General features: G+C 33.3%; 26 protein-coding genes and 1 tRNA gene. 19 read left to right on the top strand and 8 right to left on the bottom strand.

Annotated elements, in window-relative coordinates; all coding sequences use genetic code 11:
• Positions 1 to 46: 46 nt before the first annotated feature.
• Complete coding sequence (locus tag Q1A01_RS21135; RefSeq protein ID WP_299684853.1) at positions 47 to 583, top strand: DUF4252 domain-containing protein; 537 nt, start codon at positions 47 to 49, stop codon at positions 581 to 583.
• 366 nt (positions 584 to 949) lie between these two features.
• Here the strand turns inward: Q1A01_RS21135 and Q1A01_RS21130 are convergent, their stop codons facing one another.
• On the bottom strand, positions 950 to 1,468 hold the full coding sequence (locus tag Q1A01_RS21130; protein WP_299684851.1) for a hypothetical protein: 519 nt from the start codon (positions 1,466 to 1,468) through the stop codon (positions 950 to 952).
• A gap of 81 nt (positions 1,469 to 1,549) precedes the next feature.
• Complete coding sequence (locus Q1A01_RS21125) at positions 1,550 to 1,771, bottom strand: hypothetical protein (RefSeq protein WP_299684850.1); 222 nt, start codon at positions 1,769 to 1,771, stop codon at positions 1,550 to 1,552.
• 824 nt (positions 1,772 to 2,595) lie between these two features.
• Between Q1A01_RS21125 and Q1A01_RS21120 the strand changes: the two genes are divergently transcribed.
• The 5 genes from Q1A01_RS21120 to Q1A01_RS21100 are packed head-to-tail and all read left to right on the top strand — an operon-like array spanning position 2,596 to position 6,684.
• Positions 2,596 to 4,065 (top strand): arginine decarboxylase, encoded by a 1,470-nt coding sequence (locus Q1A01_RS21120; protein ID WP_299684848.1) that lies wholly within the window; start codon positions 2,596 to 2,598, stop codon positions 4,063 to 4,065.
• Between the two features lie 30 nt (positions 4,066 to 4,095).
• On the top strand, positions 4,096 to 5,037 hold the full coding sequence (gene speB / locus Q1A01_RS21115; protein ID WP_299684846.1) for an agmatinase: 942 nt from the start codon (positions 4,096 to 4,098) through the stop codon (positions 5,035 to 5,037).
• Entirely contained in the window at positions 5,027 to 6,001 is a 975-nt protein-coding gene (locus Q1A01_RS21110) for a deoxyhypusine synthase family protein (RefSeq protein WP_299684844.1), read from the top strand. Before speB ends, Q1A01_RS21110 begins: the two co-directional genes overlap by 11 nt.
• A 3-nt stretch (positions 6,002 to 6,004) precedes the next feature.
• Positions 6,005 to 6,286 (top strand): hypothetical protein, encoded by a 282-nt coding sequence (locus tag Q1A01_RS21105; protein ID WP_299684842.1) that lies wholly within the window; start codon positions 6,005 to 6,007, stop codon positions 6,284 to 6,286.
• Positions 6,283 to 6,684 carry an NUDIX domain-containing protein gene (locus tag Q1A01_RS21100; RefSeq protein ID WP_299684840.1) on the top strand — a complete coding sequence of 134 codons (402 nt, stop codon included), beginning with the start codon at positions 6,283 to 6,285 and terminating at the stop codon, positions 6,682 to 6,684. The genes Q1A01_RS21105 and Q1A01_RS21100 overlap by 4 nt, the downstream gene beginning before the upstream one ends.
• A gap of 381 nt (positions 6,685 to 7,065) precedes the next feature.
• Here Q1A01_RS21100 and Q1A01_RS21095 read toward each other — a convergent pair whose 3' ends face one another.
• Complete coding sequence (locus tag Q1A01_RS21095; protein ID WP_299684838.1) at positions 7,066 to 7,551, bottom strand: hypothetical protein; 486 nt, start codon at positions 7,549 to 7,551, stop codon at positions 7,066 to 7,068.
• 134 nt (positions 7,552 to 7,685) lie between these two features.
• Between Q1A01_RS21095 and Q1A01_RS21090 the strand changes: the two genes are divergently transcribed.
• From Q1A01_RS21090 to Q1A01_RS21055, 8 genes are all read left to right on the top strand, one after another.
• Entirely contained in the window at positions 7,686 to 8,000 is a 315-nt protein-coding gene (locus Q1A01_RS21090; protein WP_299684836.1) for a hypothetical protein, read from the top strand.
• A gap of 191 nt (positions 8,001 to 8,191) precedes the next feature.
• Entirely contained in the window at positions 8,192 to 9,409 is a 1,218-nt protein-coding gene (locus Q1A01_RS21085; RefSeq protein WP_299684834.1) for a GTP-binding protein, read from the top strand.
• A 10-nt stretch (positions 9,410 to 9,419) separates the two neighbouring features.
• Positions 9,420 to 9,617 (top strand): hypothetical protein, encoded by a 198-nt coding sequence (locus Q1A01_RS21080; RefSeq protein WP_299684832.1) that lies wholly within the window; start codon positions 9,420 to 9,422, stop codon positions 9,615 to 9,617.
• 46 nt (positions 9,618 to 9,663) lie between these two features.
• A complete protein-coding gene (locus tag Q1A01_RS21075) occupies positions 9,664 to 10,617 on the top strand; it encodes a prolyl oligopeptidase family serine peptidase (protein ID WP_299684830.1) in 954 nt (317 codons plus the stop codon).
• 80 nt (positions 10,618 to 10,697) lie between these two features.
• Positions 10,698 to 11,657 carry a DUF5829 family protein gene (locus Q1A01_RS21070; RefSeq protein WP_299684828.1) on the top strand — a complete coding sequence of 320 codons (960 nt, stop codon included), beginning with the start codon at positions 10,698 to 10,700 and terminating at the stop codon, positions 11,655 to 11,657.
• A gap of 26 nt (positions 11,658 to 11,683) precedes the next feature.
• Entirely contained in the window at positions 11,684 to 12,505 is an 822-nt protein-coding gene (locus Q1A01_RS21065; protein ID WP_299684826.1) for a hypothetical protein, read from the top strand.
• Positions 12,506 to 12,565: 60 nt separating this feature from the next.
• On the top strand, positions 12,566 to 12,976 hold the full coding sequence (locus tag Q1A01_RS21060) for a MerC domain-containing protein (protein WP_299684824.1): 411 nt from the start codon (positions 12,566 to 12,568) through the stop codon (positions 12,974 to 12,976).
• Between the two features lie 158 nt (positions 12,977 to 13,134).
• Positions 13,135 to 14,451, top strand: coding sequence for a S8 family serine peptidase (locus Q1A01_RS21055; RefSeq protein ID WP_299684822.1), 1,317 nt, complete (start codon positions 13,135 to 13,137; stop codon positions 14,449 to 14,451).
• 768 nt (positions 14,452 to 15,219) lie between these two features.
• On the opposite strand, the gene Q1A01_RS21050 is transcribed toward Q1A01_RS21055, so the two are convergent.
• Positions 15,220 to 15,293: transfer RNA gene (locus Q1A01_RS21050), tRNA-Arg, on the bottom strand.
• A 91-nt stretch (positions 15,294 to 15,384) separates the two neighbouring features.
• Between Q1A01_RS21050 and Q1A01_RS21045 the strand changes: the two genes are divergently transcribed.
• Both Q1A01_RS21045 and Q1A01_RS21040 read left to right on the top strand, forming a co-directional pair.
• On the top strand, positions 15,385 to 15,897 hold the full coding sequence (locus tag Q1A01_RS21045; RefSeq protein ID WP_299684820.1) for an adenine phosphoribosyltransferase: 513 nt from the start codon (positions 15,385 to 15,387) through the stop codon (positions 15,895 to 15,897).
• A 7-nt stretch (positions 15,898 to 15,904) separates the two neighbouring features.
• A complete protein-coding gene (locus Q1A01_RS21040; protein WP_299684818.1) occupies positions 15,905 to 16,417 on the top strand; it encodes an alpha-ketoglutarate-dependent dioxygenase AlkB in 513 nt (170 codons plus the stop codon).
• Between the two features lie 551 nt (positions 16,418 to 16,968).
• On the opposite strand, the gene Q1A01_RS21035 is transcribed toward Q1A01_RS21040, so the two are convergent.
• The gene (locus Q1A01_RS21035) at positions 16,969 to 18,705 is read right to left on the bottom strand and encodes a M14 family metallopeptidase (protein WP_299684816.1); all 1,737 of its coding nucleotides are present in this window, start codon (positions 18,703 to 18,705) and stop codon (positions 16,969 to 16,971) included.
• A 9-nt stretch (positions 18,706 to 18,714) separates the two neighbouring features.
• Entirely contained in the window at positions 18,715 to 20,325 is a 1,611-nt protein-coding gene (locus tag Q1A01_RS21030; protein ID WP_299684814.1) for a M14 family metallopeptidase, read from the bottom strand.
• A gap of 406 nt (positions 20,326 to 20,731) precedes the next feature.
• Between Q1A01_RS21030 and dcm the strand changes: the two genes are divergently transcribed.
• From dcm to Q1A01_RS21015, 3 genes are read left to right on the top strand one after another with little or no spacing between them, the layout of a single operon-like run.
• Positions 20,732 to 21,793 carry a DNA (cytosine-5-)-methyltransferase gene (gene dcm / locus Q1A01_RS21025; protein WP_299684812.1) on the top strand — a complete coding sequence of 354 codons (1,062 nt, stop codon included), beginning with the start codon at positions 20,732 to 20,734 and terminating at the stop codon, positions 21,791 to 21,793.
• Position 21,794: 1 nt separating this feature from the next.
• On the top strand, positions 21,795 to 24,410 hold the full coding sequence (locus Q1A01_RS21020) for an ATP-binding protein (RefSeq protein ID WP_299684810.1): 2,616 nt from the start codon (positions 21,795 to 21,797) through the stop codon (positions 24,408 to 24,410).
• 5 nt (positions 24,411 to 24,415) lie between these two features.
• Entirely contained in the window at positions 24,416 to 25,789 is a 1,374-nt protein-coding gene (locus Q1A01_RS21015; protein WP_299684808.1) for a hypothetical protein, read from the top strand.
• A gap of 29 nt (positions 25,790 to 25,818) precedes the next feature.
• Here the strand turns inward: Q1A01_RS21015 and Q1A01_RS21010 are convergent, their stop codons facing one another.
• Both Q1A01_RS21010 and Q1A01_RS23920 read right to left on the bottom strand, forming a co-directional pair.
• Positions 25,819 to 26,025: a hypothetical protein gene (locus tag Q1A01_RS21010; protein WP_299684807.1), complete on the bottom strand. Its 207-nt coding sequence runs from the start codon at positions 26,023 to 26,025 to the stop codon at positions 25,819 to 25,821.
• A 24-nt stretch (positions 26,026 to 26,049) separates the two neighbouring features.
• The gene (locus Q1A01_RS23920; RefSeq protein ID WP_366520121.1) at positions 26,050 to 26,175 is read right to left on the bottom strand and encodes a JAB domain-containing protein; all 126 of its coding nucleotides are present in this window, start codon (positions 26,173 to 26,175) and stop codon (positions 26,050 to 26,052) included.
• Positions 26,176 to 26,416: the final 241 nt, after the last annotated feature.

Genomic DNA, 26,416 nt, shown 5'->3' with positions numbered 1-26,416 from the left:
TGTCTATTTACTTACTTATATTTAGAACAATTTTAAAAATTACTTTATGTTTAAAAGACTACTGTTATTGATTAGTATTACCTTACTTACTTCTTGCGGGAGCTATAATTCTATAGACGCTTTTTATAATGCTCATAAAAATGAAAATCAAGTAAAAGCAGTTCGTGTGCCTAGATTTATGTTTACATTGTTAAGTAGTATCTCACCAGAAACGAATACACTTATCGGTAATACTAAGGATATACGTTATATGCAATTTCCAAGTAAGACATCAGAGCGTACTAACTATTTGAATGAGCAAATGACAAAAATAACGGGTAGTTCTTTTATAGAAGTATACCGCAATAATGATGACAATAAACGTAATGTAATCTCTATAAGAGAACGAGGTGATGTGGTAAAAGAAATTCTCGTGTACAAAAATGATGCAACAAATGGTTCCTTTTTATATTTCAACGGAAATTTTAACCCTGTGCAAATTAGGAAAATGGTAGCTAATAAAGATTTTGATAAGTTGGGAGATGGACTCATAAATCAATTTACAAATACGAGTTCCAGTACTCCAGGGATTATACAAAATTGAATTGTTCATAATCTCGATAACGACCGAATGACTATATTAAAATCCTGAAGACTTTAAATAATTAGATGTGAGGAGTTGGAGTGGCATCTTATTGAACAGGAATACCTAAGATGTTTCTAAAAAAATGCTGTTGTTGATTAATAGAATTATATATTCTGAATGAGTTCTTAAGTAAAAATATAAAGGCCAGCATTTTTTGTATTAAGCGACTCTGAGTATCCAAAGTTTTAACTTTTAAATTAATGATTTACCTGAAATTAAGAAATTTATAGGAAAATGTTTTATAGTCAAAACTTCATCATTCTATAAAAAATGATAATCTATAAACTTAGTATCTTATCTTATTCTTCTTTTGCTCATATATTTTTATTCCTTCAACCTTTTTAGAATCATTTTTATTTGACCTTGATGGTTAATTTCGTCATCAATCACATGTCTCAATTGATAATAGTAATTTCCTATACTTTCACCGTTAGACATAAGTACGTCTTTAAATAACCATTCATCTTTCAAGTCTTTTAAATATGACAAGGTATTTTCTCTAACGCTCTTCATTTCATTGATATAGAAATTTAAATCATTCCCATAAACTAGTCGTTTGCCCATTGTTGATGGCATAGCATTGCCATATAATTTAAACTCATCTTTAGTTATATTTCTCTTGTAAAAATGATTTAACTGAAATTTAAATTCATGAACAACAATATGCAGTAATAAAGTTCCGATACTATTACTATATTCATCAAAATTATAGTCTAAATAATGGACTGTGAGATTTTTTGAATTTAGTAAGCTATAGGTCTTATTTCTGACATATTCCATTTCAGAAATTAAAATCCCTATTTGATGATCAAATCCGTCTTTAGAAATTATTTTTATACTCAAATTAGAACTCTTTAGTAATCTATTATATTTAATTGGAAAAAACTAAATAACCCTGCACTAGCTAGCACAGGGTTTGTTTTATTATAGTATTCTAGGACTGTCATTAGGATCTACAGTCTGATTAGACCAAGGACACTCGTAATCAAACGAAGTTAGACACTCATCAAAAATAACTGTATTAGGACATTCAGTATGACCATTATGCTGTGAAGCAACGCCAAGACCTCCTATAATAGAACTACTAGATAATTTAGAAATTACTTCTTTTTTGAAATTTAGATTTTTCAACTTCTTTTTTTTCATCGTAATAAAATTTAAAGATTAGTAATAATTTAAATGATAATATCAAATATTAACGAAACTAAAGTTATACAAAAAAAAGTAGAACAGAAGTAAATTAAGATAATAACTTACTAGTAAATAATTAGATAAGTGAATATATTACCCCAAAGTAAGACCGTAAATGTATCAAGTGGAAGAAAGTTTTAACATTTCATGAAAACCATTCGTATTCAAATTTTCTTATAAAACACCCTGTATACAGCACTTGGGAATTCTAATGATTAAAATTCTTGGATATTTATAAACCTACAACTATATAGTAAATTTTGGTTTTCTCATTCTTTATAAAAGCATACGCTTTTGATAGCCTGAAAAACAAAAAAGGCAGTATTTTCATACAGTTTTTTTTGCTTTAAGTGACCTCGAGTATCTAGAGTTCAAATTTTTTGATGAATGATTTACAAAAATAAAAATTTTCTAGATCAATATTTTGAAAGCTAAAAACTCATGTATTTACTTTATCAAAATATATTTTCTATATCATTTTTTTTAGTATGTTTGTTTTAATAATGAGTTCACTCTAAAGAACGCATTGCCTTTATTAAATGGAATCTTTTTTCAGATTCGGGCTTAGGAGCATAAAGAAGTCTACTCCAAAAGCTGCCTTAGGGATAAGGAACCGAATTCTCTGGCTGACTTCTGAAATTAAAAGTATTTACCTCTTGTCAAAGCAACGAACCTTTGACCCAGCTACCGTTTTTATTTTTCGTATTTGAGTCAATAGAAAAACTTGATCAAAATACTCATTTGAGTCATTCCTATTTTTCTAATTTCTCATATGCATCATGAAAACAAAATATATAGATCTTATAGATCAAACTTTTGATTTCCCACAAGAAGAGTTTTATCTAGAAAATAATACACTCAACTTCCACGGGATTAACTTAATGGAGCTTATAAGCACATATGGAGCTCCCTTAAAATTTACCTATTTACCTAAAATTTCTGAAAATATCAGAAGGGCTAAAAACTGGTTTAATAAAGCAATAAAAGAAAACCAGTATGCTGGCAATTATAACTATTGTTATTGTACTAAGAGTTCTCATTTTAAACACATACTTGATGAGGTACTTAAAAACGATGTTCATATAGAAACATCATCTGCTTTTGATATTGATATTGTTGAAAATATCAAAGCACAAGGTAAAATCAAAGACAACACTTTTATTATATGTAACGGTTTTAAACGTGATCAATACATCCAAAATATTGCAAGACTTATTAATAACGGTCATAAAAATTGCATTCCTATTATAGATAATTACGAAGAAATACGCCTTCTTAATGAAGTTATAGAAGATACATACAACATCGGAATACGTATTGCATCAGAAGAAGAACCAAAGTTTGAATTTTACACGTCTAGACTTGGTATTGGTTACAAGAATATTTTGCCTTTTTATCATCAAGAGATCAAGAATAACCCAAAGGTGTCTCTTAAGATGTTACATTTTTTCATCAATACAGGTATACGTGATACAGCATACTACTGGAATGAACTATCAAAATGCATGAAAGTTTACGTAAGTCTGAAAAAAGAAAACCCCAGTTTAGATAGTCTTAATATAGGAGGTGGTTTTCCAATTAAAAACTCATTGGCATTTGAATACGACTATGCGTATATGATAGATGAGATTGTTCGTCAAATCAAACAAAACTGTGAAGAAGCAGGCGTAGACGTACCAAATATTTTTACTGAATTTGGAAGTTTTACTGTCGGAGAATCGGGAGGAGCTATTTATGAAGTGCTCTATCAAAAAAAACAAAATGACCGAGAAAAATGGAATATGATTAATTCTTCTTTTATCACCACATTACCAGATACATGGGCTATCAATAAACGCTTTATTATGCTCCCTATTTCTGGTTGGGATAAAGAATATGAACGTGTTTTATTAGGAGGTCTTACCTGCGATAGTGATGACTACTATAATAGTGAACAACACATGAATGCCATTTATTTGCCAAAATTTGGTGAAGAGAAACCGCTTTACATTGGCTTTTTTAATACGGGAGCTTATCAAGAAACCATAGGAGGTTTTGGAGGATTACAACATTGCTTAATCCCGACACCCAAACATATTATAATTGATCGCGATGAAGAAGGAAATAGCATCTCTTCCATCTTCTCAAATCAACAAACTTCTGAAGACCTCTTATCTATCTTAGGATATGATTATAAAGTTAATACCGCTTTCGCGAAAGCAAATACAACCATTAAAGAAGTGAAGGAAGCTATAAGGACTTCCTATTAACCACATTCAATAACCTCTTATAAAAAGATCATGAAAACTATAAATACGTATGCTGGAATTCCAGAAAAATATGCAGGCATTGAATCTTCAAAAATAGTATTAGTACCTGTTACTTATGATGAAACCAGCACTTGGGGAAAAGGAGCTGACAAAGGTCCTGACGCTTTTTTACAGGCCTCTGAAAACATGGAGTTATACGACATAGAAACAGATACAGAAGTATATAAACAAGGGATATATTTAGCAAATGCTGTTACAGAAAAAAGCTCACCTGAAGCTATGGTTAATGCTGTACACGAAGTGATTAAATCTAACATCAAGCGAAATAAGTTTGTCACGATGTTTGGGGGAGAACACTCTGTATCTATTGGAGCTATTCGAGCTTTTAATGAATGTTATCAAAACCTTACTGTATTGCAAATTGATGCACATGCAGATCTAAGGAAAGAATATGAAGGCACAGCCTACAATCATGCATGCGCCTTATATGAAGCAAACGAAATGACACACCTTGTGCAAGTAGGCATTCGTAGCATGGATAGTTCTGAAAAATCAGTAATGAATATAGACAATGTATTTTTTGCGCATGAAATGGCGGTAGATAGTTATTGGATGGATAATGTTATAGAACTATTAGGAGATACTGTGTATATCACTTTTGATTTAGATGCATTAGATCCATCTATCATGCCTAGCACAGGCACTCCAGAACCTGGAGGTCTTTTCTGGTATGAAACATTAGAATTTCTTAAAAAAGTCTTTGAACAAAAAAATGTAGTAGGATTTGATTTGGTTGAATTATGTCCCAACGAAACCGATCCTTCTTCAGATTTTTTAGCAGCAAAACTTTATTATAAAATGTTGAGTTACAAATTTCAAGAGCAAAACGAAAATGATGAAAATGATAATCTATATGATTACCAAAAAGAAACGAATATTAGTAAACTAAAGTACGATCAAGATGAAGACTAAAGGAGCCATCTCCCAGTTTATAGAGACCTATTATTTACATTTTAATGCTGCTTCTGTAGTTGATGCTGCCAAAGGGTATGAAAGCCAACTTACAAAAGGATCTAAGATGTTAGTTTCCTTAGCTGGAGCAATGAGTACTGCAGAGTTAGGTAAAATATTTGCTGAAATAATCAGACAAAATAAAGTGCATATTATCTCGTGTACAGGTGCAAACCTAGAAGAAGATATTATGAATCTTGTCGCACATAGCCATTATAAACGTGTTCCTAATTATCGCGATTTGACACCACAAGATGAATGGGACTTATTAGAACGCGGTTTAAATCGTGTTACAGATACTTGTATTCCTGAAGAAGAAGCATTCAGAAGAATTCAGAAACATATAGTAAAAATATGGAAAGACGCTGAAGCTCAAGGAAAACGATATTTTCCACACGAGTTCATGTACCAACTATTACTTTCTGGTGTGCTTGAGCAGTATTATGAAATTGATATAAAAAACTCATGGATGTACGCTGCCGCAAAAGCAAACTTACCCATTATAGTACCTGGTTGGGAAGATAGTACCATGGGGAACATCTTTGCTAGTTACGTAATGAAGGGAGAATTGAAAGCTAGTACTGTAAAATCGGGAATAGAGTATATGACATATCTCGCAGATTGGTATACGAATAATTCTAAAATGGGAATTGGTTTCTTTCAAATTGGAGGAGGTATCGCAGGAGATTTTCCTATTTGTGTAGTTCCGATGCTCTATCAAGATATGGAACTTACAGATACTCCTTTTTGGAGTTACTTCTGCCAAATAAGTGATTCAACCACTAGTTATGGATCTTACAGTGGCGCTGTACCTAATGAAAAAATTACGTGGGGAAAACTAGATATAGATACTCCAAAATTTATCATAGAATCTGATGCTACAATTGTAGCACCCTTAATTTTTGCCTACTTATTAAATATGTAACCTATGAAAAAAAAATATAATCCAAACTTAAAAAGAGTTATTGTCGATTTTAAAAAATTAACTCCTGAAATTTTAGCCCTAGTTGTACAAAAATACCCTGACGGTTATAGCGATTCTGATGTCATTCAATTTAGGAATGCAAACTATGAACTAATAGAAGCCATTGAAATTACTACTGAGGATACAAAATATTTGGTAAAAGTGAGTAAACGTTTAGTCTCTGCAATCAAAGAATTTGACACAGATAATGATACATTAACAGATATGAATATTGAAGATTCATGAAAAAAATCGATAAATCCAGACTTATTGCTATTCAAGGAGACAAAATACTTGTTCTTGAAAAAGTTGGTTCAAAAAAGAAGTATTCTCTTGCTGGAGGAATTAAGAAGAAAAAAGAAACCACTATTAATTCTTTAGTAAGAGAAATCTATGAAGAAATAGGAGTAGATCTAAGTATTGAAGATCTAACTTATTTTCTAAGCAAAAAGGATAGTAGAAACAAAAATCAACAAGAAATAAGCAAACATTATTACATCACTGAGAAAGCTATAGAAAAAATTCAAAACCTTGAACCTCACAAATTCAAAAATGTTTTATGGATATTCTGGTACGATACTTTAGAATATTTAGATAAAGAAGATAGAACAGCAGTTACATTATATTTTGATCAGTATAAATGAATTTTACTTAAAAGTGTAAATTTTTAAGTAATTAGTTGCAAGAAACTTATCGCAAAAAATCGATTTAGAGATTAAAACGAAAAAACCTTTTTAAATACTAATGTTAAAAAAGGTTTACAGTATTTAAGTGACCTCGACAACGACCGAATGACTATATAAGATTTTGAGAATGTTATATAATGAGGAGCGAGGAGGTGCGGTGGCATCCTGTCGAACAGGAGTACCTCGTTGATTTTGACAAAGCTCTGCTTTGAAAATTAAAATCTATCTAAAATAAAAGGTCAAGCTATTTATTTTAGATAGATTTTAATTGATTCGTGACTCCGAGCATCGAGAGTTCAGACTTTTTGATACAAGATTTATTTAAAATTAAAAATTTTATTATTCTTCAGTAGCTGTTTCTGTATGCTCTATCATCATTTTCTTATCCTCTTTGGCAATACGGTCATGTTCTTTTTTTAATTTTTGATGTTCTTGTTCCATTTTATCGTGCTCAGATTTCATTGCCTCATGCTCTTCTTTCATTTCGGCTAAAGTCATCTCACCGGCTGCATGCTTTGTTTCTAATTCTGAATGTTTTTCTAAAAGTGCTGTATGCGCATTTATTAATTCTTGATGATTTGCTAGCAAATTACTGTGCTGCTTTTCTACTGCTAGGTGCAACGTATCATCTTTAATTATTTCGTGAGCCTCAATCATTTTCTCATGATTTCCTTTCATAGCGTCGTGCTCAATAGTCATCGCTTCGTGAGCTGTTTCCATGGTTGTATGCATGGCAACAAGTTCTTTATGCTCAACAGTATCAGCAGGGTTTTGTTTACAGGAAATTACAGAAAAAAGCAATGCGAAAATTAGTGCGTATTTCATAAGTAAAAGTATTTTTAGATTAAGAATACAAAGGTATTCAATTTTAAGAGTGTAGCTTAAAAAAAGAATTATAATCATCATTCGCTTTGGATTGACGAAAAATGATTAATTTTATAGTGTGCGTAAAAGCTATTATGAAACAACCTTTTTTAAAACATATAACTACTTTTTTGTTTTTGGTTGCTTTCCTTATTCCAAGGATTGTAGATATACATGCATTTGATCATTTGTCTGGAGATGATGATCTTATTGCTTGTGAACTCTGTGATAGTATATCCCACACTCAAGAATTAGATTTATTTTTAGGAACTCTCTCATACACTACTGAAGCCCCTTTAAATATACCAAATGCATATGTGCCATATAGTATCTATCATAGTCCACTTGCAAAAATAGCCACTCCTACTACTGTTTATAACAAACCACCACCTATATTTCTTTTGGGGTAATTGCAACTCTCCGTTAAGAACTATCATTTTTTATACATTATAGCAACCCAAGTAATGAAGGTTATACTTTGTATATACAATTATTCATTTGCTCTTAAGCTTAGTGGTTCTTTTGTGATTATCTCTTATTGATGGATTGGAAAATCTACTTTTCCTCCAATTCTACTTATTCAATTTTAATATCATAGATAATGAACAAATTACCAGTAACCGTACTTAGCGGTTTCTTGGGCGCGGGTAAGACTACGTTGCTCAATCATATATTACACAATAAAAAAGGGTTAAAAGTTGCTGTCATCGTAAACGATATGAGCGAGGTAAATATTGACGCACAACTCGTACAAAACGAAAACACACTATCCCGTACAGAAGAAAGGCTTGTTGAAATGTCTAACGGCTGTATCTGCTGCACACTTCGAGAAGATCTAATGGTCGAAGTTGAAAAATTAGCCAAGGAAAAGCGTTTTGATTATCTACTTATAGAAAGCACGGGTATTTCTGAACCTATTCCTGTTGCACAAACTTTTAGTTTTGAAAGTGAAGACGGTAGCATAGATTTGAGTCGTTTTAGTTATGTAGACACCATGGTAACTGTCGTTGATGGATTTAACTTCTTAAAAGATTTTTCAAGTCCAGATTACTTAACCTCTCGTAGTTTAACCGAGATAGAAGGTGATACCCGTACGATTGTGAATTTACTCACGGATCAAGTAGAGTTTGCAAATGTTATTCTTCTTAATAAAACTGACTTGATTACAGAAGACCAGCTCAAGCAGTTGTACGGTATACTTCAAAAATTAAATCCAAAGGCAAAAATTATCCCAACTACAAATTCTGTAGTGCCATTAACTGAAATTGTTGGAACTCACCGGTTTGATTTTGAAGAAGCCGAAAATTCAGCAGGTTGGATTCAAGAATTAGAAAACGAGCATACCCCAGAAACAGAAGAATATGGAATTGGCTCTATGGTTTTTAGAAGTAAAATACCATTTCATACAGAACGTTTTTGGGAATTTGCTAGATCAGGATTTCCTGCAAATATCATTCGGAGTAAAGGTCTATTTTGGCTAGCATCACGTTCTTCACAAGCCTTGATATGGAGTTCGGCTGGAGGCTCATTAAAAACAGATCCCGCAGGCGTGTGGTGGGCCTCTATGCCTTTTTCAGAACGTATCAATTACATAGCATTTGTAGATAATCAACATTTTATTGAGAAAGATTGGCATCATGATTTTGGTGATCGTAAGAATGAGTTAGTATTTATCGCGCAACATTTGGATAGAAAAAAAATGAATGAACTTCTTAATGATTGCCTTTTAACACCATCAGAGCAAGAACTCTGGAAAAAGGGAGAATTGCCATTAATAGACCATTGGCCCATACCAACTATGGACCCTACAAATCACTAAAATGACTACAATGATTAAAACTGAAAACCTCAAAAAAAAATACGGCGACTATACCGCTTTCGCGAAAGCGGATGTAGAAAACTCCCAACATTTAACTATCAAAAAATCCAACGGTCATCAATCGCATCGTTTGTCTTACTTCTTATCTGTGAGATTTTTTGTAATAGGATTTGCAAGTTTAAAATCATGTAAAATCTACACGATATGAAACTAACTAACAAATTGAATATGACCATCAAATAATAGTCTAACTAATGAGATATCCAATAACTATATTTTTATTTTTAATGCTTTCTAGTGTTTTCTCTACTCAAGCTCAGAATGGAAAAATTATTAAAAAAGAGCAACTTGTTATAAGCGATTCAACAATGGTAATCATTCAGAAAGCCGATCCTGACTTAATGAAAGCTATTAAAAATGTTGAATTCTTCAACATCACCTACTTATCTGATTCATTAAAAGTCAAAGGATTTATCGTAAAGCCTGTTGGTGAAGGTCGTTTTCCTTGTATTATATCAAATCGTGGAGGTACTGCAGAATTTGGTAGCTGGAATGAAGTGGGCATTGCCTTTTGGCTAGGTAGATTAGCAAGTTGGGGATATGTGGTTGCTGCTAGTCAATATCGTGGTAATGACGGAGGTGAAGGAAAAGAAGATTGGGGTGGTAAGGACGTGAATGATGTACTTGGGCTTGTACATACCCTAAATGAATTTGATACTGCAGATACAACTAGAATAGGAATGGAAGGCGCAAGTCGTGGTGGGCTCATGACCTACCGAGCGCTCCAAGAAAGCTGTCAGTTTAAAGCCGCGGTGAGTATTGCTGGTTTTGCAGATGCCTTCGAGCACTTAAAAGATCGACCAGAGTTTGAAGAAGTCTTTGAAGAGTACATTCCTTATTATAAAGAAAATAAAGAGAAGGAACTTAAAGCGAGATCTGCTGTTTTTTGGGCAGATGAAATGTGTAAAACAACACCTTTACTAATACTACAAGGAAGTTCAGATTGGAGAACCCCAGCATCTCAATCACTAAAACTAGTGAGTAAGCTCTATGAAGAAAAACATCCCGTACGTTACCTATTATTTGAAGGAGCTGATCACGGTATACGAAAGTATCGAAAGGAAGTATTTAGACAGATGAAACGTTTTTTTGACGATTACGTGAGAGATCTGAATGAACTTCCAAATATGGAATTACACGGCAGATAGAAATATACACTGAAACCATTTTATGTATTTTAAAATTAAGCATTTCAGGTATATCAAATTTATTTTAAAACAGATTTAGTATGAGATTATACATTATCATTTCCATCATTATCATAAGTATATGTTTTATCTCTTGTGAAGAACAGATTCATAAACAATATGATTCTTCCCTTATTGATCATGAAAAACTAGATATTACCTTTGGAAAAGAAGTTTCCAACGTCCTATTAGACCATTTATATGTAGTAGTTGATAGTGCTACATACAGTCATTTGACTAAAGACAGTCATTGGAAAAGTACTTATGCAGCTTTAGATACAGGGCTACCTGATTTTACACCTGTAGTAAAAAACTCTTCTACCTGTTATTTGAGAGGACATCAGCACTCTATTGAGATTTTAGGCCCTGATAATGTATACAATGAGCCTGTTGGTAAAAGTGGTATTGGATTTTCTTTAAAAAATAAAGATGAGCATTTTCATTTGGGTGTTGAGCCTAAATTAAGAGAATCTAAAGATTCGTTACTATATGCTACAGAAACGATAAAAATGCCACTTGATGGTCAAGAACACACATGGTTCAAAGCATTTTATACTCCCAGTCGTGGTACAGCACTACACACCTGGTATGCTTTTTATAATCCTGATTTTCTAGAAGAACTGAGTGAAGAAGAACATATAGAGTATTCTCGTGAGGCTTTTCTTGCCTCTTCCTATGCAGATGATAAACTGTTTCAAGGTATTAAAACCTTACTACTCACTTGCACGCCAAATGATTTTAAACGGATTGCTCAAGAACTTGGATACTTACAGTGCCGATTAATAGCACAGGATGGAGATAGATATACCATTAAAAGTGGAGACATCAACATCGTCATTGAGCCATCTAACGAAATAAAATATAGCAGAATAACTCAAATAATCTGTCATTTAAATAACGCAGATGATAGTGTGAGCCATTTAGGAAATCTGACCATCACAAATAAAGGAAAGATATCGACCTGGGATTTTAACCAACTACATATACGTAATACCCATTAAATTTTTAAAACTTAAAATAGCCAACAATGAAAAAGATAACCACTAGATTAATTATGCTACTTGTATTTACTGCTTTTACAATGGTATCTTGCAAACAACAGCAGAGCAATTCAAAGGAAAAAGTTGAAACTAATAAACAGGTCGTAGACAAAAGTACTCTAGAATCGATTACTCTTGAAAAACTTCAAGGATCACCAGCATACGAAAATGCAGTATTACAGATGGACACTCCTAAAACGAGTAAGATTTCAGAAAGTGGTGAAGTTAATTTTGCCTTCACGGTACATAATTATGACTTAAAAGCGCAAACGGGAAGCTCTAATTCACAACTATTAGCAAACTCTGATAAGGGGCAACACATTCATTTTATATTGAATAATGAACCTTACTCCGCGCATTATGAACCAACATTTGAAAAGGGAATTCCAGACGGAGTACATCACTTAGTTGCTTTTTTAAGTCGTTCTTATCACGAATCAGTTAAAAATGAAAACTCTGTAGTTGTACAAAAGCTAGAAGTAGGAGCAGATGCAAGAGACACATATGAGTTAGATATGGAAGCGCCTACACTCATTTATAGTCGTCCTAAAGGAACATACACTGGCAAAGACACTGAAAACTTGCTATTGGACTTTTTTGTATTAAACACCACCTTATCAGAAAATGGAAATAAAGTACGTGCAACAATTAATGATAAAGAATTTATAATTACTGAATGGGCACCACAGATCATCAAAGGACTACCCAAAGGTGAAGTTACGATACAATTAGCGCTAATAGATGCCAAAGGTAATCTTATTCCTGGAATGTTTAATGAAGTGACACGCACTATTACATTAAAAGAATAAAAACTAAGCTACTATTAAACATGAGCCTATTAGAAATTTAAAACTTAAATATTCATATAAATGTTCCAAACACTTAATATAACTCCTAAATCAGATATTATCGGCTCAACAGCTAGCATACTATGTTTAGCACACTGTTTAGCTACTCCGTTTTTATTTGTAACACATGCTGGGCACGTACAAGGGCATCACTCACATCCATTTTGGTGGGGACTATTAGATATTTTATTTATTCTAATTTCTCTAATTGCTGTGTATTGGTCAGCCAGAAATACTTCCAAAAATTGGGTGCGCTACACACTATGGATGGGATGGGCATCACTCTCTTTTGTTATTATTAATGAAAAATTAGAGATGATACTTCTTATAGAAGAGGTGATATATATTCCTTCATTAGCTTTGATAGCATTACATGTTTACAATAGAAAATATTGTCAATGTGCTAATGATAATTGCTGTACAACTGTATAAATAATAAATATTTATAAAATGGAATTATCATAAAAATAATAAAAATTACGCGAAAACCGTAATTTTTAAGTTAATTTATGTTAAAGTTTTAAATTATTCGTAATTATTTTGATTTTTTAGTAGTTTTAGGTCAAACATTAACCAAAAATTAATCAATTATGAGAAATTTTAAAATTGCCGTAGTTTTTATAGCTACATTCGGATTGTTAAGTTCCTGTTCTACAGAAGAAAACATCGATTTAACAGATGAATCAAATTTAACAGTTGAAGATAGTAGATCACTAGATGAAGTTACTGTGATTCCAGCAGCCGATGCTATATCTGGAGAATACATCATTGTTTTTAAAGAGGACAGTAATGAACGTAGTTTTAATAACTATCAAGCTTCAGAAAGAGGGAGAACTCAGGAACTATCACGTATTAAAGAATTCTACACACAGAAATCTACACGAGTATTAAGTGAAAACAGTATTGACACTAAAAACTTATCGACGGTTTATACAGGAGTTTTTCAAGGATTTTATGCTAAAAACTTAACTGAAAGCGATATAGAAAATTTAAAATCAGATAATCGTATTGCTTTTATTGAACCTAATCTAGCATTAACTGCAGATTTTCCTATTCCAGCAACACCTGAAGGAGTTTCAGAAAAGGATATTCTAGATTTAGCAGCTGCTCCTAATTCTAGAGATGTTCAACTTCCTAATGGAGAATTTCTTCCATGGGGTGTACAATATGTAGGAAGAACTAACAATGCAAATACAAATAGATATGGATGGGTTATTGATTCTGGAATTGCACCACATCCTGATTTAGCTATTGTAACTGGCTTATCAAGAAGTTTTGTAAACGGAGAACCATCTTGGCAAGACGCTAATGGACACGGAACGCATGTAGCTGGTACTTTAGGCGCTAGAAATAATGGTAGTGGTGTTATTGGAGTTGCTTATGGCACTAGTTTAGTGGCTGTAAAAGTATTAGGAGCATCAGGTTCAGGAAGTACCGATGGTATTCTTTCTGGTGTGGATTATGTATATAATAGTGCTATTGCTGGTGACGTTTTCAATTATAGTGTTGGTTTCCGCAACCGCTTTACTTCAAATGCTATTGATAATGCTTTTAGAAGATTAGATGATAGAATATATGGAGCATTAGCAGCTGGAAACTCGAATGACAATACACAGTTCTATTCACCACAAAGGATTAATACATCACGTACTTGGATGGTAGGATCTATAGACAGATCAAATAAGCAACCATCTAGTTTCTCTAATTTTGGATCAAGTGTAGATCGCTGGGCTCCTGGTAGAGATGTATGGTCTACTTGGTTGAATGGAGGATTTAATAGAATTTCAGGAACATCTATGGCTTCTCCACACGTAGCAGGAATTTTAGCGGGACGAGGAAACAATTCTGTAGGGACACAAGGAAATGTTTCTAAAGGAGGGTTCAGTGCTTCTAGAGCCAAGCTGTAATATCTTCAACAGATAAATTAAATTATAACCCTTTGAGCATAATATGTTTAAAGGGTTTCTTTTATTCGTGACCCTTAAAGAGATCACATACCCCGCAAAACATCGCTTTGAAAATAGTTTCAATTAAAAAATGATCAAGCGAGTTTGATGCTTCTTTATGTCAGGATGATCTCGCTACGCTCGGTGATCTTGACAACGACCGAATGACTATATAAGATCCCGAGGATCTTATATAATGAGGAGCGAGGAGGTGCGGTGGCATCCTGTCGAACAGGAATACCTGCGGTGATCCTGACAAAGCTCCTTTTTTGATTAACAGGATTAGATATCCTTTTGAGTTCCTTTCTGAAAATGAAAAGTCTACAACGTTAAAAAGCGTTGTACTTTTTTGTTTCTCATTCTTTACAAAAGCATAGGCTTTTGACAGCCTGAAAAACAAAAAAGCCTGCATTCTCATGCAGACTTTTCGCTTTAAGTGACCTCGACAACGACCGAATGACTATATAAGATCCCGAGGATCTTATATAATGAGGAGCGAGGAGGTGCGGTGGCATCCTGTCGAACAGGAGTACCTGCGGTGATCCTGACAAAGCTCCTTTTTTGATTAACAGGATTAGATATCCTTTTGAGTTCCTTTCTGAAAATGAAAAGTCTACAACGTTAAAAAGCGTTGTACTTTTTTGTTTCTCATTCTTTACAAAAGCATAGGCTTTTGACAGCCTGAAAAACAAAAAAGCCTGCATTCTCATGCAGACTTTTCGCTTTAAGTGACCTCGACAGGATTCAAACCTGTAACCTCTTGAGCCGTAATCAAGTGCGCTATTCAGTTGCGCCACGAGGCCTTTATTTTCCGAAATAACAAATAATGTTTGTTTGTTTCGGGGTGCAAATATATTTCTTTTTATCTTGCCAACAAATACTTTTTAAAAAAAAATGAAACTAAATAATTACATACGTGATATACAGGATTTTCCAACCGAAGGAATTATTTTTAAAGATATCACTCCATTGCTTGGGGATGCGTCCGCTTTCGCGAAAGCGAGTCAAGAATTACTAGCATTAGTAGGCGATCAGTCCATAGATAAAGTAGTAGGCGTAGAGTCTAGAGGCTTCTTTTTTGGAGGAGTTCTCGCCAAAGAATTGAATGCAGGTTTTGTTCCCGTACGCAAACCTGGGAAGTTACCGTATACAACAGCTTCTCAGAGCTATGCTTTAGAATATGGAACTGATACCTTAGAAATTCATGAAGATGCCATACAACCCGGTGATAAGGTCTTATTACATGACGATGTATTAGCCACAGGAGGTACTGCGGCGGCTGTTGTGCAATTAATAGAAAGTTTAGGAGGCGAAGTAGTACAATGTAACTTCTTAATCGAACTGAGTTTCTTATCTGGAAAAGAGAAACTAGAAGGAAAAATAATTAAAGCTGCAATTACGTATTGATAGTACTATGAATGGAATTACCTACATAGAAAATTTTATAGAAAATCCTTCGGGGTTATTTAATCTATTGCAATCTACAGTGATTTGGGATGAACGCATGTCTGCTCGGAAAACCGCTAGTTTTGGAAAGGCCTATAACTACTCGCAAATGGACTATGTACATCAAGCGTTTACACCTATTTTAAATAGTATTGCATTAGACATTGAAGAAGTATTGCATTTTAAACCTAATAACTGCTTACTGAACCATTATGTAGATGGGAAGTCTACGATGGGGTTTCATTCTGATCAAACAGACATCTTAGAAGCGGGAACGGGTGTGGGTATTATTTCGTTAGGCGCGACTCGAATTTTACGATTTCGAAACATAGAAGACAAAAGCATCACAAAAGATTTTGCACTTCCGCCAGGTTCTTTTATCTATATGACCAATGAGGTACAAGACCTCTGGAAACATGCAATTCCAAAATCTGATGTAACTGATGGGCGTATTAGTATGACGTTTCGGAAGATAAAATAGATACGTCACCCTGAACTTGTTTCAGGGTCTCATCAAATTAATAACCTGTTTTTATTGTAGAGTATTCATTTTTCCTTGATGAAAAAACGAATCAAAAAAATCAAGACTTGAGAAACTTTTACTAAAATTTTCTTTCACTACGGCACAAAAATGAGGGTATGAGTTTTTAAGAATTAGTATATAAATATTATGTTTTTAGTTGCTTATATGCTTTCTCCTTGCGACGATTTTTGCTTATTCCTTCGCTTCAATTCATTTTTTACGTAATATTTTCTTAGGTCAACTTGCTTTGAATCTTCTAAAATAATTGATCATATGTCTCCTCAAGCGCAGTCGAGAGGTTTGCTAAGAAACCAGCTCTTAATGAGGGTTCTCGACTGCGCTCGAACGGACAATGCGATACTTCATTCTGAACTTGTTTCAGAATCACATCAAGTTAATAATTAGATTGCCACCCTGAGCCTGTCGAAGAGCTATAAATCATCAAAAGATTAAAAACTTCGACAGGTGTTACACTGAGTTCATCGAAGTGCTCAGTTTGACATAGTAAGCTACTTCACGCGCTGCTCCACAACCCCGCCTTTGGCGCTATCGACTTTGATAGTGAGGTTATTTCCACCTTTTATAATCCAACGAACCATTACGGTGCTATTTCCAGGAATATTCGCTACACGAATCGTTTCTGGTGTATTTTTTTGCTCTGTGGTTACATTAAAATCGGCATCTTCTACAATCATACCCGCCAATACTTTTGCTCCTGAAAGGGTGATGTAATCAGGACGTTCAATGTTATATTTTAAATCCTGGCTCGCATGCGTTGGCATTAAGCGATCATTTACAATCGTAGCCGTTACCTCTTTTAAACCATTTGGTAAAGACTTTACCGACACATCCCCTACAGACAAATGCGGCATATGGAACGCATGATAAAACACAAATACCATATTACGATGTGCTTCTTCCTCTAACATAAATCCAGGCGTTGCACGTCCTGTATTCTTTTTAAAACCGCCTATTTCTACGAGTCCATACGTTGGGTGATTGTATTCTTTATACGGTGTAAATCCATCACCTAATAATAAATCTTTATCGGCAGTGTAGAGTTGATCTAATCCTCCTCCCTCTTTATTCTTATAATACGCAAAACCCGTAAAGATTTCATTGGTAAACGTATAAATTCCGCGACCGCCATAAAACCAATCTAGTTCTCCACCAAATACAGAATACAAATCTTTATACACTGTTAGATAATCATAGCCTGGCAATAACTCTTCTCCTTTTTTACCAATCGCATCATAAATAGCAATATCTGCACGATTATACGTAGCAAGATCTTCTTCGGCACCAGGACCTCTTAAAATCATACCACCGCTATTATGAAAACTCTGCGCACCAGCAATGTTTGGATGGTTTTTTACAAAATCGGCTACGGCTCTAGTTTCTGGAGCAGAGAACGGATATTTATACGCCCCACGCTGTACATAATCCGGTTGCCATTTCCATCCCCAATCACGATTCGGATCATAATACCCTGGAATATCTTCATTAATACGTCCGTCATTATCATTATCAATTCCTTCAGCACCTAGTATTTCATAACGTTGTCCCGTGATTACATCATCAGGACTGATACGAATCATCTTTCTAGGATCTCTAGGATCTAAAATAAAATCACCTGTAGCACTTTTACGACGCATTTGTGTAATAGATCCATCACCATCCAGATCATCAAACCCATCTTCGTCAAAAAGTCCATCACTATCATCATCCAGCGGAATCATTCCAGCTCTTGGTGTATTTCGAGTGTTGGCTTCTTTCATATAGTTATTACGGGCATCAGGATTGATGGTAGCAACAATATAAAACACACGATCCTTGAGCATCTCTGTGATATACGGTACTTTCCCGAAGCTTTCCGTCAAATACCAAGCGGTATATGTACTGATTTCACCTCCTTGAATCTCGTTGGAGTGAATATTACCATCTAAGTAAAACCCAGGTTTGCGATCGGCGTCTCCTGTACTGTAATCGGTAATGGCTAGTAGCCAAATATCTCTTCCCTGTGTCGATTTTCCAATAGACATACGTTTGACCAAATTTGGATGCGCATCGGTTATTTTTTTGCCTAAGGCAGCCAATCCTTCAGCGGTGTAATATTGGTTAAAAGCGATAGACACTTTTGGATTAGAAGGGGTTCCTACGGCTTGAAATATGTCTTGTGCTGATTGCGCTTTCGCGAAAGCGTATACCATCAGAACACATGCGATTGTAAGTATATATTTTTTCATCTGATTGGTTTATAAGTTGATCGTTTTTGTTGCCGTTCCTGCTTGCGGAACCGTCGCTTCTATCGTCACACTGCCGGACCCTTGAATGAGCCAACTCATGGTGAGCGTGCCATCACCGTCCAGTTTTTCGATAACCTGTCGTGACTTTCCAGAAATAAGCTGTTGCTTACCAGAAGTTTTCAGATACACATTAATCTTACGAAGCCATCGGGATTTATCACCCATTTCTGTATGTGTAGGTAAGAGCCCATTATTGTGTAAATCTACCGTGATTCTAGTGAGATTGTTACCAACACTTTCTTGTTGCAAGTTCACCAATTGCAACTCAGGTTGCATAGACGCTACTTTCAAGATAAAGTCAGTATGGGTATTAGAAATACTATCGACCATAGCATACGGCGGATTTTTCATCACAAATGGATGGATCCCGCCGACTTCTACTTTGTGATTTGGGAAGTCAGGGTGTTGCACTTCTTGCCACGGAATAAATGCATTGTTGATTCCTTCGGCTTTTGCATACGCAAGGAAGTTGGCTTTCTCATTTTCAGGTGCTTTGTTTATAGAATCGCCTTCAAACTTTTTAGGCCACCATCCCGGTGTACTCATCGCCAATCTTCCAAAGTGGAAATAACTCCACTCAAAAGCACTGCCGCCTTGTGCAGCACCACTGGGTGCATTTTCGTTAGGAACGAACTCATTATACGCTTCTGAAAGCATTTGATTAATGGCTTCGTCGTTTTTTAGAATACTTGTCACGACTCTTTTAGAAGCGCCTCCTTTATTATATTTTAAAGGTTTTGAAAGATTATTGGCATCACTAAACGTAAGAATCGCATACAGATTCCATTGCGTATATAAGAAGTCGAGTAGGGCACGATGCTCTACTTGAGAGATAGGATGTTCTCCAGACCCTTTGGTGAAATACGGAAAATTAAAGGTGAAGTTTTTATTGAAATACACACCACCGAGTCCGTCTTCATTAAAAACACCGTCCTTATCGTTATCAATCCCTTCGGTATATAGTTTGTAATTCCCGCGCTCGCCTTTATTAGGATCTGCTTTCACCAGAATACGATTATCTTCTTCCAGTAGGCGATAATCTCCTGTTGGATCTTCTACACGCATCATCGTAATCAAGCCGTCGCGATTGAGATCTTCAAAGGCATCTTCATCTACTTTTCCATCACGGTCATCATCGGTTTTTGTGGCATTGCCTTGTCTCGCAAACTTGGTCGCTGCAAAATACTGCGCTGTTGCATCTGGACTTAGATTCGGAAAAATATAAAAGGTTGTCTTTGTAAGTACCTCAGGATGGTTGGTAAGGATACTTTCTGCCATGTTTAGTGCAAGCTCAGTACCTAATAGATGATCTCCTTGTACACCGCCCATAACGGCAATTCCGGGATGACTCTCTGGATTTCCGTCAGAAAGGGTAAGCATCCAAATGTCTTTTCCGCCGTTAGTTTTGGTAAGTGAGGTGAGTTTGGCTTGTGAGTTTTGAGAAGCAAGACGTTGCAGCGTGGCGGTGACTTGCTGTTCATTGCGATAGTCGGTTTGCGCTAGGGTAGTAAAGCACATCGAAACTACTACAAATAGTGAGAATAGTGATTTGTAATTCATTAATGTTGGTTTATTAGTGAAACTCAATATTGAAAAGCCCGAAGGGTGAATTCAACATTGTACGTTGAACTAATCCCGCTTTTTCAGCGGGATCTGTTTCTAAATTCCTTTATGTTGCTCAAAGTACTATTTAATGGGAAATTTTTAAGAAGCATTAAGGAATTTTTAAGAGGGATTAACATTTATGGGTTCGCTTTCGCGAAAGGGTATAATGGTTATTTGTTTTTTTGTTTTACGGGTTTCCGTAGCGATGTTGATTGCAAGTAGTTTACTTTTGGATTGAAAATGAAATGTTCTTTGAAATGTTATGTAGAAGAGAAACTTATGATAGAATTATTAATAACTATCGAGAAACTATCTATGATTCTTCTTTATTCATTATTTAAAATTATTAAATTCGTAGTATATGGACTTTATAGATTTATACGCTGGAATTGGAGGAATAAGGTTTGCTTTTGAAGCAGCTAGTGATGATAATATTTGTGTTTTTTCTTCCGAATGGAATAATTATTCTAAAATAACTTATAATGCTTTTCATGGTGATATTCCTTTTGGTAATATTCATGAAATTAATGATATTGAGAATGAAATACCAAATCATGATTTGTTGACAGCTGGATTTCCCTGTCAACCATTTTCATTAGCAGGAGTTTCTAAAAAAAATAGTTTAGGAAGACTTCATGGTTTTGATGATCCTACACAAGGGACTGAGTTTTTTAAAGTGAAAGAGATTTTACGGATAAAACAACCAGCTACTTTTTTACTTGAAAATGTTAAAAATCTAAAAGGTCATGATAAAGGGAGAACATTTAAAACTATTTGTGAATCCTTAACTGAGATTGGATATACTTTTGCATCTAAGATTATAGATGCGGCTCATTGGGTTCCTCAACATCGTGAAAGAATTTATATTATAGGTTTTAGAAACGATTTAAATATAACTCGAGAAGAAATAAATGATTTATTCCCTGAATTGCCAGAACAACGAATTTATGATTTAGAAGATATTATTACTCCAGAAAATGAATTAAGAGATCTTTATGGAGATAAGTATACTTTAGGACTAGGAACATGGAATGCCCTAAAGAGACATAAAGAAAATCATAAGAAAAAAGGTAATGGTTTTGGATTTAATATGATATCACGACCGTTCAGAAATAAAATAACAAGAACAATGTCTGCTAGATACCATAAAGATGGGGCAGAAATATTAATAGAACAGGAAGGGGATATTCCAAGAAAAATCACACCTTTAGAAGCGTGTAAAATTCAAGGTTTTCCTGAAGAATGTTATAAGTTTTTTAACGGAGAAGTAGAACAACCGGTTTCAAATAGTCAAATATATAAGCAGTTTGGGAATTCTGTAGCTGTTCCTGTTTTAAATGAAATAGCAATAAAAATAACTAACTTAGTTGAAGATAGACAATTGTTACAAAACAATAATAACGTTATTCTCAACGAAATTTAAAATGGACAATATTCAAGAGATTATAGATTTAGTTAAAAGTTCTAATGAAATATTTTTAAAAATAGTTTCACCTAATGATGCTGGAGAGACAGGTGGACATCAAGGAGGAATATATTTACCTAAAAACACTATTTCGTTTTTTTTTGATACACCCGGAGTAAAAGGTAATAATAAAGAGCGATTTATAAATATTGAATGGTTTGATAATACTATTTCTGAAAGTAGAGTGATATACTATGGCAGGGGTAGTAGAAACGAATACCGAATTACAAGATTAGGAAAGAATTTGATTGTAAGTAGTCTTTTTGTATTAATTAGAATCGATGAGGAAAATTATAAGGGCTGCTTAATCAATACTGATGCGGTAGATTTTTTTCTTAATAGTATTGGTGAAAAGAGTGAAGATGTTCTTCAAAAGGGTATTCTTTTTAACCCTATAAATTTGACAACAAAAGGAAATCAAATAGAATTATTTAATTATTCAGATAAAACAGAAATAGTTGCTAGTTTTAAACCTCGCGCTAGACTTTTAATTCAGCTTGGTGATCAATTGATAAAAAATGAGAGTATAGCTTTAGTTGAATTGGTTAAAAACTCTTATGATGCAGATGCAAACAAAGTAAATATTTATATGGAGAATGTTGACGATCCAGAACAGGGAATCATTATTATAGAAGATGATGGTTTTGGAATGTCAGCAGATACTGTAGAAAATGTTTGGTTAGAACCAGGAAGTGATTTTAAAACTAAGCAAATAGAAAACTTAATAGCATCGCCAAAATATAATCGATTGCCTATTGGAGAAAAAGGAATTGGAAGATTTGGTGTACATAAATTAGGAAATAAAATTGAACTGACTACTAAGGCAGAAAATTCTCAGGAAGTCTATGTTAGAATAGACTGGACAGATTTTAATAATTATAAATATTTAGAAGATGTTCCAATTAAGATTATTGAAAGGGATAAACCTAATATTTTTAAAAATGGTAAAACAGGTACAAGTATTACAATAAGTAATTTAAGAAAAACTTGGGGAAGGGGAATTGCTAGAGAAGTAAAAAGATCAATAACAGCTTTATCTTCCCCTTTTAAAACTGATGATTCATTTAATCCAACATTTGATATTTTAGACAAACCAAGATGGTTTGATGGATTATTGAAATGGAAAGATATTAAAGATTATTCACTTTTTAAGTTTAAGATAATTATTGAAGGTAGTGCTATTTCTAATTTTGAATACAATTTCACCCCTTGGGAAACCATGACAAAATTATTTCCCAGAGAGATTAATGAAAATGAAAAAATTGTACAAACCCTTAAAAAATTGAGATTTAAAAATGAAAAAAATAAGGAAGAATACTTTTCACTATCCGATTTTGAAATTGGGAAAGTCGTTTTTGAAGGGTATATTTTTGATTTAGATTCATTTGTTTTAAAACTTGGTGTTTCAGATAAGAGAGGATTTAAAAGTTATTTGAAATCGAATGGTGGTGTGAAAGTGTTTAGGGATGGATTACGAGTGTATGACTATGGAGAACCAGAAAATGATTGGTTAGGATTGGATTTTAGAAGATTTCAACAACCTACAAAAGCGGTTAGTAATAATCTAATATTGGGAGCTGTATATATAGATAGAAAAGATAGTAATGATTTAAAAGAAAAAACTAATCGTGAAGGTTTCGTAGAAAATAATGCATATAGAGCTTTTAAAAATTCTATACTTCATTCATTAGATATAATAGAGACATTAAGATATAATGATAAAAAGAGGTTAAAAGAATTTTATGGACCTACACCTAAATCAGCTCCTTTAATGAGTACTTTAGGTGAAGCTAAATCATATGTAGAAGATAAAGTAAAAGATTCAGTTGTAAAAACACGAATAGTTAAATATTTAGTAAAGATTGAATCTGATTTTAAAAAAGTAAGTGATAACTTATTGAAAGCTGCAGGAGCAGGTCTAAGCATGTCTGTTGTTGTTCATGAAGTTGAGAAAATATTATATGAGGTAAAAAAAGTTCTTATAAAAGAAAAAGGTTCTGATAGAGCTTTAAAATTAGTAATGCATTTATCATCATTGATAGATGGATATGCTGAAATAATAAGGAAATCAAGTAAAACGGAAGAGAATATAATAGAAGTAATTGAACAAGCTTTATTTAATGTCGAATATAGATTAAGTTCACACAATATTGAAATAATAAAAGAATTTAAAAATTATAACGGAAATAAGAATATTAAGATTGCAAAAAACCTTTTAATAGGAAGTCTAATGAATTTAATTGATAATTCTATTCATTGGTTAGAACAGAAATGTATCAAAGCAATTGATAATGATGTTGATTTTAATAAGAAAATCTATATTAATGTTATAGAAGATGATAAATTTATTAATCTATTAATATCTGATAATGGAACTGGTTTTTTAATTCCAACAGATGATATTACAGAACCATTTGTTTCAGCAAAATCTGGAGGAATGGGATTGGGACTCCATATAACAAGTGAAATAATGGAAGCTCAAAAAGGTAAATTATTATTTCCCGAAATGAATGATTTTATTATCCCTGAAGAATATATAAATGGAGCAACAGTTGTGCTTTCATTTAAAAAATAAAATTTATGAGTATACCAGTAAATGGAAGAATAGCAATAATAGATGATCAGATTCATCAAGCTCAACCATTAATCAATATTTTATCAAAAAATCAAAAACCACACACATATTTTTCTGGTGATCCTAAATATTTGCCAATTGAAGGTGAAAATTATAATGATATAAGAATACTCTTTTTAGATATTAATTTAATAGATGATTCAAAACACCAAGATAAAGTTTTAAAATCAAGATTAATACCAGTATTACGAAGAGTTATTTCACCAAAAAACTTCCCTTATGTTATAATTTATTGGAGTAGAAATGATGATGAATATGATGATTTAATAAAAGATATTTTTAATAATGATTTAAAGGATAGAAAACCAATAGGTTTTACTTCAGCTAATAAATCAGATTTTTTTAATTATGATGGTTCAGAAACTGAAAATTCCGAAGAAAATCTTGAAAAACTTTTTGAAAAAGTAACACATTTAATAGATGAAGATCCTGTTCATAGTTATTTATTACAATGGGAAAATCAAATTCATCTTTCTACAGATTTGACTTTACAGGAGGTTTTTAGCTCTTATCATGAATTTGAAGATTGGACAGATAATGCAAATTTTATAGTAAATAAATTGGGAAGTAGTTATTCAGGTAAATCTTATAAAAAACAAGTACCTGAAAGTAAACTTAAAAGTAGTTTTAATGCTTTGAATATTGTTTTAAATGATACGATAGAACATACTATAAACACAACTGAAATTAGAGAACCGAAAGATCTACCCATAAGTGAAAAAATTCTTTCTGATAATATATATACAATTAATAGTAAATTATTATTGAACGGAACATCAGAGCCTATAGAATATTCAGGAGCAATAATTGAAGATGTTAATCCCAAAACAGAAAGTATTTTCAAAGATTTATTAAATAATTCGATAGATAGAAAACATATAAAAAATGAACTTTCCGAGGCAGAAATTAGTGATAAAACAAATCGAGAAATTTCTAAACTAATAGATAGGAAAGCTAAAAATATTCGGGGTGATATTAGAAAAAACTGGAAAAGGATTTATTGTACAGTTACTCCATTATGCGATTATGTACAAGGTAAAAATGAATATAATAGATGTGTAAAAGGGATGTTGATTAAATCTGAATTTTTAGATTATATTGATGATAAATCTGAAGCAATATTTATTTCTCCTATTTTTGATTTGAACGGAGAAAAATATATAATCATATTAAATTTTAGATACTTTTTTACATCAATAAACTTAAATAATATTAAATACATAAAACCTCTGTTTAGAGCAAGACAACAGCTTTTATCAGAAATACAATCAAAACTTTCTAGACATATTAATAGACAAGGTATTTTATTTTTATCATAAATTATTATTGTCTTATTTAGATTAAAAACCTACAACTTCCCAATAGCAGTAACACTCAATCTAGTAAGTTCTTTTATGGTAGCAGTATCATAGCCTTTCTTTTTCATTCTCTTAGCAACAACTATACGTTCTTCTTTACGAGCACGTTTCATCTCCGTTTCGATGTTCCATTTTTGTAATGCCTTTTTTTCAGGACCTACAATTTCAAACAGTCCAGAGGTTTTGAGTTGGGTCATGATCCCTTCATTGCCAAAACTCGTCTAGCCTTCTTCGGTACTAATGAGGTGGTCTACCACTTCTATAGGAATGAGTTTCCCCACCTTATATATACGGTTGGTAAAGTGGGTGTCATTTTTTGAGATTGGATATTCAAAATAGAGTAACACTCTAAATTAGAGTAGTACTCTATTTCTAGTTGTAACATCTTCCATCAATATTTGGAGAGATCGCACAAGAAACTGAGTCGGTCATTTCGGTACGATTTTGATAGTTTACTATCGTTCCCTATCAAAATCACTCAATGTCCTTTGTTTTGTTTTTTATTTTAATATCCTGACTCCTGACTCCTGACTCCTGACTCCTGACTCCTGACTCCTGACTCCTGACTCCTGACTCCTGACTCCTGAC

This window comes from uncultured Dokdonia sp. (assembly GCF_947492815.1).
In the GTDB taxonomy this organism is placed as follows: domain Bacteria; phylum Bacteroidota; class Bacteroidia; order Flavobacteriales; family Flavobacteriaceae; genus Dokdonia.
The sequence above is the reverse complement of the archived record's forward strand: the minus strand, read 5'-3'. Positions and strand labels throughout refer to the sequence as shown.